This is a genomic window from Trichocoleus sp. DQ-U1, assembly GCF_039961925.1.
Taxonomy (GTDB): Bacteria; Cyanobacteriota; Cyanobacteriia; order Cyanobacteriales; family FACHB-T130; genus FACHB-T130.
The window spans coordinates 34210-51453 of the sequence record NZ_JAMPKB010000043.1; the positions used below are offsets into that span (position 1 = coordinate 34210).

11 protein-coding genes are annotated in these 17244 nt (G+C 45.2%); 4 read left to right on the plus strand and 7 right to left on the minus strand.

Annotated features, from left to right (window positions below):
* The first annotated feature begins 268 nt into the window (after positions 1–268).
* Positions 269–4276: a PAS domain S-box protein gene (locus NDI34_RS17960; RefSeq protein WP_348233363.1), complete on the plus strand. Its 4008-nt coding sequence runs from the start codon at positions 269–271 to the stop codon at positions 4274–4276.
* 350 nt (positions 4277–4626) lie between these two features.
* Here NDI34_RS17960 and uvrA read toward each other — a convergent pair whose 3' ends face one another.
* From uvrA to NDI34_RS17980, 4 genes are all read right to left on the minus strand, one after another.
* Positions 4627–7629 (minus strand): excinuclease ABC subunit UvrA, encoded by a 3003-nt coding sequence (uvrA, locus tag NDI34_RS17965; RefSeq protein ID WP_348233364.1) that lies wholly within the window; start codon positions 7627–7629, stop codon positions 4627–4629.
* 108 nt (positions 7630–7737) lie between these two features.
* Positions 7738–8307 (minus strand): Uma2 family endonuclease, encoded by a 570-nt coding sequence (locus NDI34_RS17970; RefSeq protein ID WP_348233371.1) that lies wholly within the window; start codon positions 8305–8307, stop codon positions 7738–7740.
* A 123-nt stretch (positions 8308–8430) separates the two neighbouring features.
* Positions 8431–8967 (minus strand): hypothetical protein, encoded by a 537-nt coding sequence (locus NDI34_RS17975; RefSeq protein WP_348233365.1) that lies wholly within the window; start codon positions 8965–8967, stop codon positions 8431–8433.
* A 392-nt stretch (positions 8968–9359) separates the two neighbouring features.
* Positions 9360–11633 (minus strand): glycosyltransferase, encoded by a 2274-nt coding sequence (locus tag NDI34_RS17980; RefSeq protein ID WP_348233366.1) that lies wholly within the window; start codon positions 11631–11633, stop codon positions 9360–9362.
* Positions 11634–11859: 226 nt separating this feature from the next.
* Between NDI34_RS17980 and NDI34_RS17985 the strand changes: the two genes are divergently transcribed.
* Both NDI34_RS17985 and NDI34_RS17990 read left to right on the plus strand, forming a co-directional pair.
* Positions 11860–12291, plus strand: a complete 432-nt coding sequence (locus NDI34_RS17985) for a DM13 domain-containing protein (RefSeq protein ID WP_190533242.1) — start codon at positions 11860–11862, stop codon at positions 12289–12291.
* A gap of 25 nt (positions 12292–12316) precedes the next feature.
* Positions 12317–13042 carry a DUF4079 domain-containing protein gene (locus NDI34_RS17990; RefSeq protein ID WP_348233367.1) on the plus strand — a complete coding sequence of 242 codons (726 nt, stop codon included), beginning with the start codon at positions 12317–12319 and terminating at the stop codon, positions 13040–13042.
* 134 nt (positions 13043–13176) lie between these two features.
* Here NDI34_RS17990 and NDI34_RS17995 read toward each other — a convergent pair whose 3' ends face one another.
* The 3 genes from NDI34_RS17995 to NDI34_RS18005 all read right to left on the minus strand — a co-directional run bounded on the left by NDI34_RS17995 (position 13177) and on the right by NDI34_RS18005 (position 15988).
* A complete protein-coding gene (locus tag NDI34_RS17995; protein WP_348233368.1) occupies positions 13177–13677 on the minus strand; it encodes a hypothetical protein in 501 nt (166 codons plus the stop codon).
* A gap of 204 nt (positions 13678–13881) precedes the next feature.
* Positions 13882–14529 carry an HAD family hydrolase gene (locus tag NDI34_RS18000; protein ID WP_190667499.1) on the minus strand — a complete coding sequence of 216 codons (648 nt, stop codon included), beginning with the start codon at positions 14527–14529 and terminating at the stop codon, positions 13882–13884.
* Positions 14530–14794: 265 nt separating this feature from the next.
* Positions 14795–15988 (minus strand): NAD(P)/FAD-dependent oxidoreductase, encoded by a 1194-nt coding sequence (locus NDI34_RS18005; RefSeq protein WP_348233369.1) that lies wholly within the window; start codon positions 15986–15988, stop codon positions 14795–14797.
* 212 nt (positions 15989–16200) lie between these two features.
* On the opposite strand from NDI34_RS18005, the gene NDI34_RS18010 reads away from it, so the two are divergent.
* On the plus strand, positions 16201–17118 hold the full coding sequence (locus NDI34_RS18010; protein ID WP_348233370.1) for a phytanoyl-CoA dioxygenase family protein: 918 nt from the start codon (positions 16201–16203) through the stop codon (positions 17116–17118).
* Positions 17119–17244 lie beyond the last annotated feature (126 nt).

A 17244-nucleotide genomic window follows, 5' to 3' on the forward strand; every position in this document is an offset into this window, starting at 1 on the left:
ACGTAGCTAGGATGTTGGCATTCACCCCTAACCTTCCTCCTGTTGGGTTTCGGGGTTTTCGCCATCCAGGGTGCTTCTCGAACACAGCTTGTTGACGCAGTATTTAGCGATCCCGCTTTTCGTCAAACGTCTGGAGGTAGATTTTGGCAGAAATCGTATCGAATGCCGAGTTTACGAGGAACAATAAAGGAGATAATTTGACTTCCTCTCTCAACACTTAGCTCGGACGGGTCAACCCGCCTTTACAGGACGGACTCAGCACTAAAGCATGAGACTGCGAACGAAGACACTAATGGTCATTGGCGCGACACTCGTCGGTCTGGTAGGGGTGCTATATGCTACCTCTTCCATCGTTTTGTTGCGGAGCCTCAAACACGCTGAGGATCAAAATACCCGTCAGATGGTTAAGGCAGTTCTGAATGTTTTTAGCCAAACTGGCGATGACTTTAGTTCTAGATTTCGCGATTGGTCATCGTGGGATGACACCTATAACTTTATTAACAAACCAAACCAAGCTTATCGGGAGTCGAATCTAAATCCAGAATCGCTCTACAACTTGCAGATCAACTTGGTGCTGTTTATCAATAACAGGGGTGAAATTGTCTTTGGGACTGGGTTCGATCTAAAAAATCAGAAAAAAACACCGATTCCACCGGCCCTCAAACAACACCTGGCTCTCAACGACCGGCTTTTAGAGCGTCCCCATTCTAATCGCATCCTGTCAGGAATCATTCTGCTTCCGGAAGGGCCAATGCTGATTAGTTCGCAGCCGATTTTGCCTTCAAATGGCAAAGGTTCTATCCGAGGAACTTTGATCTTCGGGCGCTATATAGACAATCGAACGATCGAGAAGTTGGCAAGAATCAACCGTTTGCCCGTGATGATGTACGGGATGAACGATCCTCAAATGCCTGCGGACTTTCAAGCCGTGCGTTCTGCTTTGTCAGAACAACGCCCAATTCTGGTGCGATCGCGCAATGAAGACACGATTTCTGGATACGCCCAGATTAAAGACATTTATGGCAAACCGGCTTTGCTGTTGCGGGTGGATGTCCCCAGAGAAATCTACAGGCAAGGAAAGATTCGCCTAGTCTATCTCATCTTGTGTCTGTTGGTAGTAGGACTGGTATTTGGTGGAGTGACGCTGCTGCTGATAGAGCGATTGGTGCTATCTCGGTTGGCAGCTTTGAGTGCGGAAGTTCGGAAAATTGGCGCGAGTAGCGATCTTTCGCTGCGGGTATCGACTCCCGGAAAGGATGAATTGTCCAGCTTGGCACTGACGATTAATGGGATGCTAGAAGCGTTGGAAAAATCTGGACGCGATCGCATTGAAAGCGAAGAACGTCACCGCGCCGTGGTTGAGCAAGCTTCAGAAGGGATTGTTCTGATTGATGCTCGCTCTTCTCAAATTCTGGAAGCCAATACTGCCTTTAATCGCTTGCTCGGTTACAGCCATGAAGAAATTCTACATCTGACCCTTTACGATCTCATTCCCCACACCCAAGACAGCGCTGACTTAAATATCAACCAAATCCTAGCCGATAAACAGCACTACCTAGGCGAACGACGCTACCGGCGTAAAGATGGAACGCTGGTGGATGTGGAAGTGAGTGCCAACTCGATTTCCTATGGTGGCAGAGAGGTAGTGTGTGGCGTGGTTCGAGATATTAGCGATCGCAAACAAGCCCAAGAAGAAATCCGTTTGTTGCAGACGACGACGCAAGCGATCGCGGATGCCTCAGATTTTCACTCAGCTTTGCAAGTCACGCTGGGCAAGGTTTGCGAGACAATCGGCTGGAGTTTTGGGGAAGCTTGGATTCCCCACCCAACGGGTGACTTTCTCGAATGCAGTCGGGGTTGGTATGGCGGTAAGGAGAAAGTATCCCCCGCCTTGAAGAAATTCAGACACTTCAGCCAGAAGCTCACTTTTGCATCCTGGAACGGATTGCCGGGACGAGTTTGGTCATCGCAGCAGCCAGAGTGGATTGATGATGTTTCAATTCAGCCACCAGCCGTTTTTGATCGTGTCGCAATTGCACGAGAAAGCGGATTGAAAGCAAGTTTCGCCATTCCGATTATTGCGGCAACGTTTTGGGAATCGTCCCCCCTGCCGATTCAGGACGGGCAAAGCGCTGGGGTGCCTCTACAGCAGCCACAAGTGCTAGCTGTTCTGGTTTTCTTCAGCTTCGACAGCCAGGAAGAAGACCGGCAGATGGTGGAGCTAGTATCGGGCGTTGCGGCTCAGCTGGGTTCCGTCATTCAGCGCAAGCAGACGGAAGCCGCACTCCAAGAAAGCGAGACTCGGCTTTGCAGACAGCAGCGGGCGCTGATGGAACTGGCTACGTGTCAGGCTTTATACACGGGCGATTTGAGCGCGGCTTGGCAGGAGATTACCGAGACAGCCACGAATACGCTGGGCGTCGCACGAGCGAGTATATGGCTTTACAGGCAAGAAATCGTTGATGGTGATGAACCGGCTTCTGCAACATCCCAACCCAATCCAAAATTGCTCTGCGTTGACTTGTACGAAGTCACTCAGGAGCGGCATAGCTGGGGCATGGAGCTGTACCGAGTAGACTATCCGGGCTATTTCCAAGCACTAGAAGAGGAACGCGCGATCGCGGCTTCTGATGCCCATACCGATCCTCGGACGAAGGAGTTTTCCGCGGCTTATTTAGCTCCTTTAGGCATTGCTTCGATGTTGGATGTCCCGATTCGGGTAGGTGGACGGACGATGGGGGTGCTTTGTCTGGAACACATGAGTACGCAAAGGCAGTGGGCGTTGGAGGATCAGAACTTTGCGACTTATTTAGCGTATATGGCTGCTTTGGCAATGGAAGCGAGCGATCGCAAACAAGCAGAAACCGCCCTCGCGAATAGTGAAGCGAAATTTCGCTCGCTGATTCTCAACAGTTCGGATCTAATCGCCATTTATGACGCAGATGGCATTACCCGCTATCAAAGTCCTTCGATTGTGAGTATTTTGGGCTACCAACCAGAGGAATTGACCGGGGTACACACCTTAGGCATGATTCACCCAGAGGATCGTCGCCGCGTTTTAGAAGCTTTCCATGAGGCGCTTAACAACCCTCAGAGTGTTTTTTCCATCGAATATCGTTTTCCCCGAAAAGACGGCTCCTGGTGTTTTCTAGAATCAACTGGGAGCAATTTGCTAGCCGATCCCTTCGTGGCAGGCATCGTTGTTAATTCCCGCGACATTACCGAGCGCAAGCAAGTGGAAGGCGCACTTCGGCAAGCCGAAGAACGATATCGCAGCATCTTTGAAAACGCAGTTGAAGGCATTTTTCAAACGACACCGGATGGACGCTTCATCAGTGCGAATCCTGCCCTCGCACGCCTTTATGGCTACTCGTCCCCGGAGGAATTAATCGCCAATGTGACGAGCGTTGAGCGGCAACTTTATGTTGACCCAAACCGACGGACGGAATTTATTGCTGCCATGCAAAAGTATGATTCTGTATCTCGGTTTGAGTCTCAAATTTACCGCCAGGACGGCAGCACTATCTGGATTTTGGAAACCGCCCGCACGGTAAAGAATTCTCAAGGGAGAATTCTTTACTACGAAGGCACTGTCCAAGATATTACCAATCGCAAGGTCGCAGAAGAAGCACTGCGCTATCAACAGGAACAATCGGAACTGCTGCTGCTCAACATCTTACCTGCCCCGATTGCTGAGCGATTAAAACTTCAGGAAAGCACAATTGCCGATAGCTTTGCCGAAGTTACCGTTTTGTTTGCTGATATTGTTGGCTTTACCCAACTTTCTGCCGATACATCACCCACCGAACTTGTCGAATTACTCAACAAGATATTTTCTGCGTTCGATCGCCTATCCGAACTGCATGGTTTGGAGAAAATAAAGACAATTGGGGATGCCTATATGGTTGTCGGCGGTTTGCCAATGCCCCGCAACGATCATGCCCAGGCGATAGCTGACATGGCGCTGGATATGCAAGATGCGATCGCGCTATTTAACCTCAAAAATGCGAAAAATTTTCAGATTCGAGTCGGCATTAGTACGGGACCCGTCGTTGCTGGCGTCATTGGTATCAAAAAGTTTATCTATGATTTGTGGGGCGATACGGTAAATACAGCTTCTCGGATGGAATCTCACGGTCTTGCGGGTCGAATTCAAGTCACTGCCACTACCTATGAGTTATTACGAGACGAATATGTTTTTGAGGAACGGGGTCTTATCCATGTCAAAGGCAAAGGTGAGATGACAACTTATCTTCTAATTGGCAGAAAAACTTGACTTACTTTGCTTTCAATATTGCAGTTCTCGGTTGGGTGCGGTACATCTGTAGGGGTATGGCAATCAAAAGCCCCTACCGAATGTTAGCGAAATGTTAGCGAGTAGGTTGGGTTAAACAACGGTGAAACCCAACCATTGTTTATGTGTTTTGGGTTAAGGAAAAAAAACAACCAACGGAAGTTTTAGATTTTCAGCTATCAAAGCCCATTGCTGAATTCCTTTAGTTACTTCCTTAAGAAAATTCACCTTTTTCCAGACAGGCATCTGGCGAAAAGCCAGCATTAAAAATCTGTCAATTTTTAGACTGGTATTGCGCGATCGCGGTTAGTAGATTGACAAATTAAAAGTTGTCATTTTGGGGGATGCTGCTGCAACACTTGTTTCAAATATTGCCCGGTATAAGACCTCGGATTGTCCGCCACTTTTTCTGGAGTTCCCATCGCAATTAACTCTCCACCTTTATTCCCCCCTTCCGGTCCCAAATCGATAACCCAATCGGCGCAACGAATTACATCTAAATTGTGTTCGATGACTAAAATTGAATTGCCTTTATCTACCAATCTCTGTAACACATCTAGCAACTTGTGGACATCGTAAAAAGATAAACCCGTTGTCGGTTCATCGATTAAATAAAGCGTCTTCCCGGTAGCACGACGAGAGAGTTCCGAGGCTAACTTCACTCGTTGCGCTTCACCACCAGAAAGAGTGGGTGCAGTTTGCCCTAAACGGATATAACCGAGTCCCACATCTACTAAAGTTTGCAACCGTGTTGATGCTTTAGGGATATTTATAAAAAATTCCAAAGCTTCTTCTACGGTCATGTTGAGAACATCAGAAATAGACTTGTTTTTATACTTCACTTGTAAAGTTTCTCGGTTGTAGCGATCGCCTTTACAAACTTCGCACTGCACGTAGACATCTGGCAGGAAATTCATCTCAATCACATTCACGCCTTGTCCGCCACAAGCTTCGCAGCGTCCGCCTTTAACATTGAAAGAAAATTGCCCCGGTTTGTAACCTCTCGCTTTTGCTTCTATCGTTTGTGAAAATACATCTCGAATCGCATCAAATATACCTGTATAGGTAGCTGGATTAGAACGAGGGGTACGTCCAATTGGAGATTGGTCGATGACAATTGCTTTATCAATTGCGTTCAATCCCTTGATGGCTTCCAAATGTTTCGGGAAGGGAACTTTGCGGGTGAGGTGGTGTTGTAAGGCTGGGTAAAGTAATTCGTTAATTAGAGTAGATTTGCCGGAACCAGAAACGCCGGTGATGCAGACAAGTTTACCCAGTGGAATTTCGACATCTATATTTTGTAAGTTGTTGCGGTAGGCATTTTTGAGAATTAGCGATCGCCCATTTCCCTCTCTCCTCTGTGCAGGTGTTTCAATCACTTGCCGTCCCGACAAATAAGCACCTGTTAGGGAATCTTCTGCTGCTAACAATGTCTCCAAGTCACCTTGAGAAACAATTCTTCCACCATGAACGCCCGCACTAGGACCAATATCAACAATGTGGTCAGCGGCACGAATCGTTTCTTCATCATGCTCGACCACAATTAATGTATTGCCCAAGTCGCGGAGTTTAATTAAAGTTTGCAGCAAGCGCCCATTATCTCTCTGATGCAGTCCGATACTCGGTTCATCTAACACGTAGAGGACGCCGGTTAAACCCGAACCGATTTGAGTTGCAAGGCGAATTCGTTGCGCTTCCCCACCCGAAAGTGTCATTGCCGGACGGTCAAGCGTCAGATAATCTAAGCCAACATCAAGGAGAAATTGCAGCCTAGCTTTAATTTCTCTAAGTACCAAATCGCCTATTTGAAACTGGCGATCGCTCAATTTCAAATTATTGATTCTTTCTCGACTTTCCCCAATATCAACGCTTGTCAAATCGAGCATCCGATACTGTCCCAATCGCACAGCCAAGGCTTCCGGTTTCAATCGCTTCCCGGCGCACACTTCACACGGCTGCTCGACGAGATATTGCTCCATTTTTTGTTTAATGAGTTCGGAACTGGTTTCATCGTATTGTTTCTGGAGGATAGCAATAACGCCTGCATACCGTCTAAAATCATTTCGACTTTCGTTCCAGATTGATTTGTCAGCACCATGCATAATGATGTGCTGCTGTTCTGCTGTTAGCTGATTCCAAGGTGTCTGAATTTCAAAGCCATACGCTTGTCCGACATTGTATAGAAGGGAGAGATAGTAAGAATTATCCTTTTCTGACCAAGGCGCGATCGCAGCATACACGGGCGACTCCGGAAAAGGTACCAATAACTCTGGTGAAAATGTCCGCAAGCTACCCAATCCGTGACACTGAGGACAAGCACCATAAGGGGAGTTAAAGGAGAACAATCGCGGAGAAAGTTCATCCATCACCGCCCCATGTTCCGGGCAAGCAAAGTTTTCTGAAAAGACTAATTCATTGGAGCTTTCCTGATGGGAATTCTCAGCGTTTGTAGAGTTTTCTTGCCCACTTTCATTTTTTGTGGTATTTTCCGTATACGAATTATTTAATTGGTCGGATTGTTTGGGGTTCGATGTATCATTTAATACCTCAATGACCGCAATTCCACTGGCATGACGCAGACAAGTGCTGAGAGAGTCGGTTAGACGCTCCTGAATACCGGGTTTCTTAATCAGTCGGTCAACGACAATTTCAATCGTGTGTGTATAATTTTTATCTAGTTCAATAGAATCGGACAGTTGAAACACCTCTCCATCAACTCTGACGCGAGCAAATCCTTCAGAAACCAGGCTGGAGAGTAATTTTTGATGGGTGCCCTTTTTGCCGCGCACTACAGGGGCTAAGATTTGGAAGCGAGTGCCATCGGGCAGTTCCAGGATGCGATCGCACATTTCATCAATCGTCTGAGGTGCAATCGAGCGATCGCACAGAGGGCAGTGAGGCTCACCCGCGCGTCCAAACAGCAGCCGCAAATAGTCGTAAATCTCAGTTACCGTGCCAACCGTTGAGCGGGGATTGTGAGAGGTTGATTTTTGGTCAATTGAAATTGCCGGACTAAGTCCCTCAATCGCATCCACATCTGGCTTATCCAACTGCCCCAAGAATTGCCGCGCATAGGCACTCAGGGACTCCACGTAGCGCCGTTGTCCTTCTGCAAAGATGGTATCAAAGGCGAGGGAAGACTTGCCAGAACCAGAGACGCCAGTAAAGACAATCAAGCGATCTCGCGGTAGTTCCAGATCGATATTCTTCAGGTTGTGCTGCCTAGCGCCGCGAATGCGAATCGCGTTCTGGCTGTTTTGATTTACACCCGTGGAATGGTGCCCATTTGAGGACTCAGTTGGTAAAGCATCCGAAAGATTGACACGGTCAGACATGAGGGCAGAGCGAAACAGTGCTTAACGATCTTAGCGCTGGCAAGAGGCTGCGCTGGATGAGTTAGCCAATTAATCAATTTATCGCTAACCGGGCGGGTAACTCAGCGATCAACTAAGCGCTAATACATCTTCATACAAGGTTGCGATCGCGCACCTAAAATCAACACTAGCCAAGTGAACTTCTTCCCCTCCGCCGTAGGGATAGGGAACCCATCGCCCCTCAGCATTGCGGCGAAAATACTCTACACTTACCCTTTCTTGATTGATTAATACATATTTTTGTAGAGTTTCTAATGTTCGGTAGTCAGCAAGTTTTTCGCCTCTATCAAAAGCAGCAGTCATTGGAGAAAGCACTTCGACAATTGAGCAAGGATAGCATTTGAAATCATCAGGAGTTTTATCCCGTTCATCATAAGTCACCATTACATCGGGATAATAAAAGATATTGGCTTGTTCAATCCGAGCTTTCATTTCTGCTATGTATACACGGCAGCCAGAACCACGAACGTGGTTTCTCAGCAGCGCAAATAAATTTCCCGCAATAGTTGTGTGGGCATCGCTTGCTCCTGCCATTGCATAAATTTCGCCTTGTCTGTACTCGTGCTTGATGGGACTTATCTTCTCACCTTCTAAATAGTCTTCTGGGGAAACATAGATATCGCTTTTGTTGACAGTTATATTTAATATCTCTTGTGGAATGCTTCTATATTAGCGTTCGCCTCTGATTGTCGAATTAATTCTGCACAGTTAATTAGTAAATTTTTTCCTTTTATCTTACCAACAACTGGTTAGTATGTCAGCTCAAAAGGTTATGTAAAAGCCTTTTTCTACCTCCGCAGCTTTCCGAATCATTTTTAACGCCTCATTCAATTCACCAAAAAGAGCTGGCTTTAGCTTAAGCATCTCTGTTAGCAATTGCAAGTTGCCTTTAACTTGGCTTTTTGACTGAAAGTACGATCCCATTTTTCCGGGATCAAAATAATTATCTTTAAAGCCAAAAGGAGTACCTAAAATGACAAAATCCTTTCCGCATTCTATTTTGAGAATATTTTGGATATTTTCCCACATCGCTCCAAGACCAATGTCATCTTGAGGGTCATAGAACTTCGTGAGTGCGAAGTCGCCATACTGGTGAGGATCTTTCGGTTCCACCATAGTATCCCACGAAGTGCTTAGAGCTTCACCCTCATAGGGGTCCTTTAGAAAATTTAGATTTTGCTTAATAAAGTTCACTAGCCTTTCATTATTATTAGTCAGCAGGGCGTTTTCTAGAATATTACCCAATTCGTCTGCAAAAGCATCATAGTCAAATACAAACGCCTTATGTTCCATCGACATATTTGATTACTCCTATCATTTTCTAGGGAAAACTTCTTCTGGTTTATAGATATCTGTCCAGTAGACTTGCCAGTAACAGAATCGTCAGTACCTGTGCAGAATCAATTACACAACTTTATCTTGTTATATAAAGTTTTTAATAACATTTAATGTGTAATTTATTTCGCATATCCACTTATCAGATAAAGGAAAGGCGATAGTGAGCGCCCTTTTCGATCCATAAACTCACTTCACCTTTTAAAGTAAGATAGGTCGAAGAATATCCCCCAAATTGTTAACGATCGTAGAGACAAGATTAATCGCGTCTCTACTGTGTTTTCATGGGGTTCTTCAATCAAGAGCGAGGGAGTTTATGAGGACAACCCTCTCTCGTTTCTGAAATTAGCAAAGATTTAAATTTTGGAAACCGCGATCGCTCTCACTTGTGGCTCCCTATCAAACAAAATTCGTGGGCGAAGTAAAATTTTTAAAATCAGCAACAAAGAACCAAACTCTCCAGGAGCCTCCCGGCGTTTCCATTGACCTGGGCGGCAAAATAGCATTTCTACCAGACACCGATATTGTTTGAGGTTTAATTTCTCAAAAGCCACTTGCACCGTTGGATACTCATCTCTAAATCCTGTGTGGATAATTTTGCCTTGCAATTCTAATTTTTCTTCCATAATTTCTAATGTCACTGGCAACATTTCACTGGTATCATTCGCTAGGCCTCCGTGGGTTAAGGCAATTTGGGCACCTGCTTCCGAAATTATTGTAGTAATGCCCCAAAACTTCTGCCCAGCAACATTCAGGCGGATTACCCTTCGTAAATCAAACCATTCATAAATATCTGGTTTAGGGACATCTAATAAAATTAACAACGCAATGCCAATCATTAACAGATTGTAGCCGCTCCAAATCCAACCCAAGCCGATACCTTTATACACTTCAGTTGATTCGTAAGCTTCCGCCCCTTGCCAGCCACCCGCCATTATGCACATTCCTAAATTTCGCCACAAACTGACAGCGCTTGCTATAAATAAAATAATCAAAGGCCATGCTAAATTCCAGTTGAAAGCAAAGCGATCGCGCGATATTCCCTTAGGCGTTACGTTAAATCCCTTACAAAAAGGATTCAGCATTACTTGAAGTACAGTCACCGCTAGAGGAATGCAAAGCACCAACGTGTAAATATCTGAGAGCAAAGCTGAGCGCGAACGATAATTTAACCAAGAAAAAACTGAGAGTTGCACGACATAGTAAGGTAAAAAATAATACAACAATTCACCAGTCATTGCCCGAATGGGAATGACGCCGAGAAACGAATAAGTTAACGGTATCAGTAGAAAATAAACCCGCGCCAAACTGGTAAACCAATGCAATAATCCTTCTAAATGAGCCAGTCTTTGCAGAGGACTAAGCCCCGGAATTGTTAATGGATTCGCCTTAATAAAGAAAGCTTGTAAGGTGCCTTGTGCCCACCGTAGTCGCTGAGTAGCATGAGCGGCAATATTTTCTGCGGCTAAGCCAGCACTTAACTTTTCATCTAAGTAAATTAATCGATAGCCTTGGGCAGATAAACAAATTCCAGTGAAGTAATCTTCACTCAAGGAATCGGTGGCAAATCCACCTGCTGCTTCTAAAGCACTGCGCCTGACAATGAAAGAAGTTCCAGAACAAATAACGCTGCCTGCTGCATCCCGAATGGGTTGAATTTGCCGGTAAAACACTTCTTCTTCCGGTGTTAGGACATTTTCTAATCCTAAATTGTGGGCAATTGGGTCAGAATTATAAAAGCTTTGGGGCGTCTGTACCAAAGCAACGGTTTCATCTTGAAAAAAGCCTACGGTGCGGGTGAGAAAGTTTTTAGTTGGAATAAAATCTGCATCAAATACAACAATTAGCTCACCGCTTGTTTGAGGAAAGGCATGATTTAAATTTCCAGCTTTTGCATGGCTATTATCGAGTCTGCTTTTATAATCGCAACCCAATTCTTCAGCCAAGTTTTGCATTTCTGGACGTCTTGTATCATCCAGTAAATAAATTGTCTTATTAGGATAATCTAAAGCTTGGCAACCAATAATTGTGCGTTCAAGAATAAATATAGGCTCGTTGTAAGTAGGAATAAAAATATCAACAGTTGGCATAAAGCTGCCATCAATCACTCTTCTAGCCATTTGGTCAGCTTCACGATGTCGCTCCTTTACGTTCAGCATCAAAAAAAGCTGAATTGTACTACTACTCAACATCAACATTTCCATGAAAAATAACCCTAAGCTGAAGACACCATTCAGAGGGTCAGCAACATTCAGGGTTGAGAGCGATCGCCATACAATATATCGACCCGTTAACCCCAGCAAAATCCCCACTACAAAAAACCGAGACCAAGCATCGGTTTTTGGAGAGATTTTCCTTATTATCAAAACAATTACTAGCAAAGCAACCGTAGGAACTAGTAGGTATTCACTTTTCATGGGCGCTTGCAGCCACAGGGGTGGATTCTCTTGTAAAGTATTGAGTTCGGCAAACAGCTGACTAATTTTCCCTTCACCCGCAAACCACGCAGTAGCGATCGCAGCTGCGAAGACAACAATTCCTACCATGAGCAGCGTTGCCATCCGAAGGCGGAAAATTCGTTTTAGGACTTGACGCTTTGAGATTTTATTTTTAATGTATGAAGTCGTCATCGCTGTACTTTCCTAATTCAAAGTTGTTTGATAATCAGTTAATTTTAGGTTTCATTGAAATTAATAGTAATATACTAATTTTCAATTAAACACAAATTAAAAAAATATTAGATAATACGTAATATCGTTTTTTATAGTAATTATAACTTTTATCTATACTCTAAAGTTTTACTTAATTAATAGGGGTTAATAAGACTGTTTAAACACCAAATAATCTTAGTAATCATTGAAGCTAAAAGGTAATACAATAGAAGCCAATTTTAATCAGCCAAATGTTCAGCCTGCACCATTAACTGGCTCATCTGCTACATCGGTAGCACAGACGCCTACAAAATCTGGGACTTTTCAGGGATCAGAACATCATACCCAAGGAACTGTGCGCTTGGTGACAGAAAATGGAAAACGCTATCTGGAGTTAGATCGAGCTTTCAAAACTGACAATGGCCTGGATTTATTCGTCATTCTGTATCGTTCTGAAAAACCTCCAACAAATGGCATTAAAGAGAAAGATTATGTAAGTATCGGTCGCTTGCAAAAAATAAGTGGTGCTCAACGCTATGCTATTCCTGCTAGTGTCAATCCAGCAGAGTTTGGATCGGTGGTGATTTGGTGTCGCTTATTCAACCCTACCTTTGGCTTTGCCCCTTTCAGTAGCTAAAAAATCAACGCATACTGAGGTTGTTATGGAAATTGCAGATTTGGCGGCTTTAATTCATCCTGCGATCGCAATTGCAGTCGTCTTCCCTCTGATTGGCATCGTCGTCAACCGCGCTTGGCAGACTCGCCAACGCCGCTTGCAAAATTTAGAAGGCAAAAGTAAAATTCCGCCAGTAGTTGGGCAAGAACACGTTCAATTAGGCAAATGGCTCTCTGGTGTCATTCTTGGAGTTAGCCTGATCGGGCTTGCTTACCCAATTTCTGAGCATATTTTGAGCAAGCAAATCTGGAGCCAAAAACCTTTTCAAGTTATTTTTATTGTTCTAATGTTTGCGGCGACAATTGCTTCCTTAGTATTGCTCTACAAAGCCAAACAACGGCTCTGGCGCGGCGTTTTTGCAACCTTAACCGGCGCAGGTTTAATTATTCTCGGCTTCCAAGAAGGCGTCTATCGTCGGGACAACGAGTGGTTGGTGTCTCACTACTACATCGGCATCGCAGCGGCAATGCTGATGATTTTTTCGTTAGCAATTATTGAAGATATCTACAAAGATCGGTTAAATCGCTGGCGCACCATTCACATCATTTTGAGCTGCATTGCACTCTTAATGTTTGTAGGACAAAGCATGACTGGTACGCGAGATTTACTAGAGATTCCTTTAAGGTGGCAGAAACCTTATGTGGATCGGCTTTACATCCAGCAGTGCAACAGTCAGCCTTGCATCATCCAAGTAACACCTGCAAAAAATTAAGTGACTCAAGTTTTAATCTTGCTACAAAATTAGCGCGATCGCTCCCATCAAACTGCTTTAATGTTGGTCGATGCTCTTTCTTCCTAGTCAAATGGAACGAAGGATTTTTCTTAGATGCTTTTGTCGTGTGATTTTTATGAAAAATAAGCGCTGAACAGCTTGTATAAAAACTCCTTAGATTTTTTGGCTTCAATTTTAAAAGGAATTATGCATAAAAGACAACCAAATACAAACATCCCAAGGGGCATCAAACCAGCTATGCCCATTCGACTATCTGATAGCAATGCCAATAGAAATCCTACTCCGATGCTGCCAGTCATACTCAACCAGTAGCCCATAAATATTAATACAAAAATATGCAATTTCATCGTTATATTGATTGAGCAACCAATAACTTGAGGGGAAATTTTGCCTTTAATAATTGGTAAAAATGAATTTCGGGTATGGATAATTCTAGATATTTGGAAACTATCATCATAAAGTTTACCTTCATAGGGTTTATGCGATCTTGATGCCGAAGACCAAGAATTTCTAAACGTCTTAGGCGGTTCAATGACATCAGCCAATATTCTCTTGACTTCTTCTGAATCTAGATTAGTTGTAATAGTGAAATTTTCATAAGGTAGAAAAGACATCTATGACTCCTTGTTGACGAGTTACGCGATCGCTCCAAGCAAGTAGAAATGATGCAGTAGCATGGCTCGATTAGCACAGTTGCTCTTGAGTCACGATGGTGAAACTACAGGCAGTAGCACTTGAGAAAAACGATCGCTGGCCGTATCGCGCTATACGTGGCTTTTCGCTGCCACAACTACACTGTTACATCATGTCCCAACCCTCTACTCAGTGCGCTTTAAAAAAATGCCCTTGAGTCCCGCTGCTTTTGCTCCTTGATAGTCCTCTTTATGACTGTCGCCAATGTGCCATGCTTCCTCAGGCGAACAGTTATGTTTCTCCAACGCAGCGGCAAAAATTTTGGGATTGGGTTTGGCAGCACCGATTTCCGAGGAAATGGTGACAGAGGTAAAAAATTCAATTAAATTCAGTGATTGCAAAACCGAGTAGATGCGGGAATCGAAATTTGACAGTACACCCAGCTCAATCTCCATTTCCCGCCATTTTTCCAAAGCTGTAAGAACATCGGGATAAACAAACCAAGGTTCAGCAGTGGAAAAGTAGGCGTAGAGTTCGTTAAAAAAACTCGGAAAGTTAGAAAATTTGGGCAAGACGCCAACTTGTCCAAATGTAGAAAGCGCGATCGCTTTCCACCACTCAAATTCCCGATCCGGGATTTCTTGGGGTTCTGCGCTTGGAAAAACTGGCGGCGGTGCGGCTTTAAAGCTTTGGTAAAAGGCTGGATTCACCACCTCAGCAGAGACTTGAACGCCAAACCGACTGGCGATCGCGCTATACGCCTCTCCTACACTACCTCTTACACCAAACATGGTGCCCACGGCATCGAGAAAAATAACTTTGGGGCGCTTCATGCTACCTTAGCGTTCCATCTCAAGATCGCAAACCCAACAAAACCAGCGATTAGATTCATCATCATGTCATAAATCCTATCTCAGTATTGATGCTCCCACAGCTCTACTTCCTTAAAGCCGTGGGAGCGTCAATTCCTTCCTAAACGTAAGGGCACGAGACAAAGCCTCGCGCCCCTACATGAGAATCTAAGAGATAAATATAGTGAAACTGTATAAGTGGGCATTGCCCACCTTTGACTCCAAGCTGATAACCCTGCATTCCGGATTACTTCGAGAACATTTCCAACAAAGGTTGGGCAATCCAATTGAATCCGACTTTCAACTGATGGTTGAGCGTTGGCATCCGATACAGATACGCCAGACGCCGGAAGAGATAGGCAAGGGAACCATCCAGCTTTACTCCCATGCCGGTGAAAGTGGCGTTATCCGTCCCCAAGGTCATGATTTCGCCGAAACTCTGATAGCGGAAGGGAAGCAAAGGACGCCCGGTTAGCGACGCCCAGATATTCCAGGCAGTATAATCTGATTGCTGGAAGGCAGACTGGGCAGTTGCCGGTATTTGCTGACCGTCAGCGTCGCGAGCGTCCGAAAGGTCGCCAAGGGCAAAGATTTCTGGATGGTCAACCACTTGTAGAGTCGGCGTAGTGGTAATTTGACCGCGTTGATTGTGTTTGAGTTCGAGCGATCGCACCGCCTCTGCCATTTGGGTTCCCACCGTCCACAGCACCAAATCCACTGGGATTGGGTCTAGCTGTGCTTTGTACACTAGCGAGATCGTAGTCGGTGACATCGACTCCACTGCCGTGTCCAAATCGATCCACACGCCCCTTTCTTCCAAAGCTTTTCGCGCCGCTTCCCGGTTAAAATCTGGCGATGTCCGGAGAATCATATCAGCTTGTTCAATTAACCGGATGCGACCTCGTTCGCCAAGGCGATCCGCCAACTTGCAAGCCAATTCAACCCCACAATAACCCGCCCCCACAATGGCGATGCGAATTTTATCTGTTTCCGACTCTTCCAAAATTCTCAGCCGTTCTTCTAAGCGGTAGGCGTGAGCAATCGTCCGGAAAGGAAACGCATATTCGGCAGCCCCCGGCACCATATCTAGCGGCGTCTCTCCACCCAGGGCTAACACCAAGCGATCGTAGGAGAAGGCAGGGCCATCATGCAAATGTACCAGTTTTTCTTGGATATCTATTCCAGCCACAACACCCTGACAGAAGCGCACACCCGTGTTCGCTAAAATCTCTTGAAACGGTGGAGCAATTTCCCAAGTTTGCAGTTCCCCGGTGAGTAGTTCATACAGCAGCGGCGTGAACAAAAAGCGGTCATCTCGATCCACCAGGACAATTTCCGGACGTTCCGATTTTTCCCAAGGCAACTGGCTCAAGCGCAGGGCAGTGTAGAGACCGCCAAAGCCGCCACCGAGGATACATATGCGTTTAGGTTGCTGGGTCATGGTTCTAGTGAGTGGGCGATTCAAGCGCAGGGCAACTAACTTACAGGATAGCAATACAATCCTTCAAGCAAGTGGGTTGTCCAATTATGTGATTTGATAACGTTCGTCTGAGCGCTGGCGCTGGGGCGGCAGTAGCCTCGCATCTCTCGTTTCTGGGCTGCTGCCTGATAACGAGAATAAGATGTGAGAATAGCAACTTTAAATACTGAGTGATGATCGTCTTACCTGAGAAAACCGTCCTCACTTCTTTAGGTTACGAACTCGATTGCAGCAGCGAAGCTTTTGGTTATTTAAGCGATTCTTCAAATTTACTCAATCAGCCCCAGAAACTGCGCCAGCAGATGCAACAGGACGGGTATTTATACCTTCGGGCACTTCTAAATTCCCAAGAAGTTTGGCAAAGCCGTCAGGAAATTGCCGAACTCTTAGCCGCAGAAGATTGTCTCAAACCCGGACACCCGATTCTAGAATGCGTGGCAAAGCCGGGATTGAAAATGCATTTTAGACCCGATTTAGCAGCCCAAAGTCAGGCGATTAAAAAACTGCTTTATTCGGGTCGAATGATGGAATTTTATCAAGTTTTTTTAGGCGGAGATGTCCGACCTTTCGATTACACCTGGTTAAGGGCAGTTGCCCCCGGTCATGGTACTTATGCTCACTGCGATATCGTGTACATGGGACGGGGAACTCATGACCTTTACACAACTTGGACACCGTTGGGCGACGTATCTCTGGAGATGGGAGGGTTGATAATTTTAGAAAACTCGCATCGTCTGGAAAGGATTAAAAACGATTATGGGCGCAAGGATGTAGATAATTATTGTTCCAACCGAAAGACTGCCCAATTGTATGCATCGGGTGAAAAGTGGTGGAATGGGGCGTTATCAAAAAACCCAGTTTCTCTGCGAAAAAAATACGGAGGACGTTGGCTAACCGCCGATTTCAAAGCTGGAGATGTTTTGATTTTCGGTATGTTTACAATTCATGCCAGCTTAGATAACCACTCCCAGCAAATTCGGCTTTCTTCAGATAGCCGTTATCAGCTAGCTTCGGAACCTGTGGATGAAAGATGGGTGGGGAGCAACCCTGTGGGTCACTCAGCCGCAGGGAAGCGAGGTCGTATCTGCTAAGACAAAAACATTTTACAGCAGATTGCAGGTATATAGAGTACATTGAGGTCAGTGCATGAACAGGTAGAATGAAACCTTACTCCATCGACTTTCGAGAAAAAGTAGTCAAAGCATACGAACAAGAAA

Bases quoted from the DNA above. Each gene is read 5' to 3' on its own strand.
- NDI34_RS17960 (WP_348233363.1), top strand. From the start codon at position 269: ATGAGACTGCGAACGAAGACACTAATGGTCATTGGCGCGACACTCGTC.
- uvrA (WP_348233364.1), bottom strand. From the start codon at position 7,629: ATGTCTGACCGTGTCAATCTTTCGGATGCTTTACCAACTGAGTCCTCA.
- NDI34_RS17975 (WP_348233365.1), bottom strand. From the start codon at position 8,967: ATGTCGATGGAACATAAGGCGTTTGTATTTGACTATGATGCTTTTGCA.
- NDI34_RS17980 (WP_348233366.1), bottom strand. From the start codon at position 11,633: ATGACGACTTCATACATTAAAAATAAAATCTCAAAGCGTCAAGTCCTA.
- NDI34_RS17990 (WP_348233367.1), top strand. From the start codon at position 12,317: ATGGAAATTGCAGATTTGGCGGCTTTAATTCATCCTGCGATCGCAATT.
- NDI34_RS17995 (WP_348233368.1), bottom strand. From the start codon at position 13,677: ATGTCTTTTCTACCTTATGAAAATTTCACTATTACAACTAATCTAGAT.
- NDI34_RS18000 (WP_190667499.1), bottom strand. From the start codon at position 14,529: ATGAAGCGCCCCAAAGTTATTTTTCTCGATGCCGTGGGCACCATGTTT.
- NDI34_RS18005 (WP_348233369.1), bottom strand. From the start codon at position 15,988: ATGACCCAGCAACCTAAACGCATATGTATCCTCGGTGGCGGCTTTGGC.
- NDI34_RS18010 (WP_348233370.1), top strand. From the start codon at position 16,201: ATGATCGTCTTACCTGAGAAAACCGTCCTCACTTCTTTAGGTTACGAA.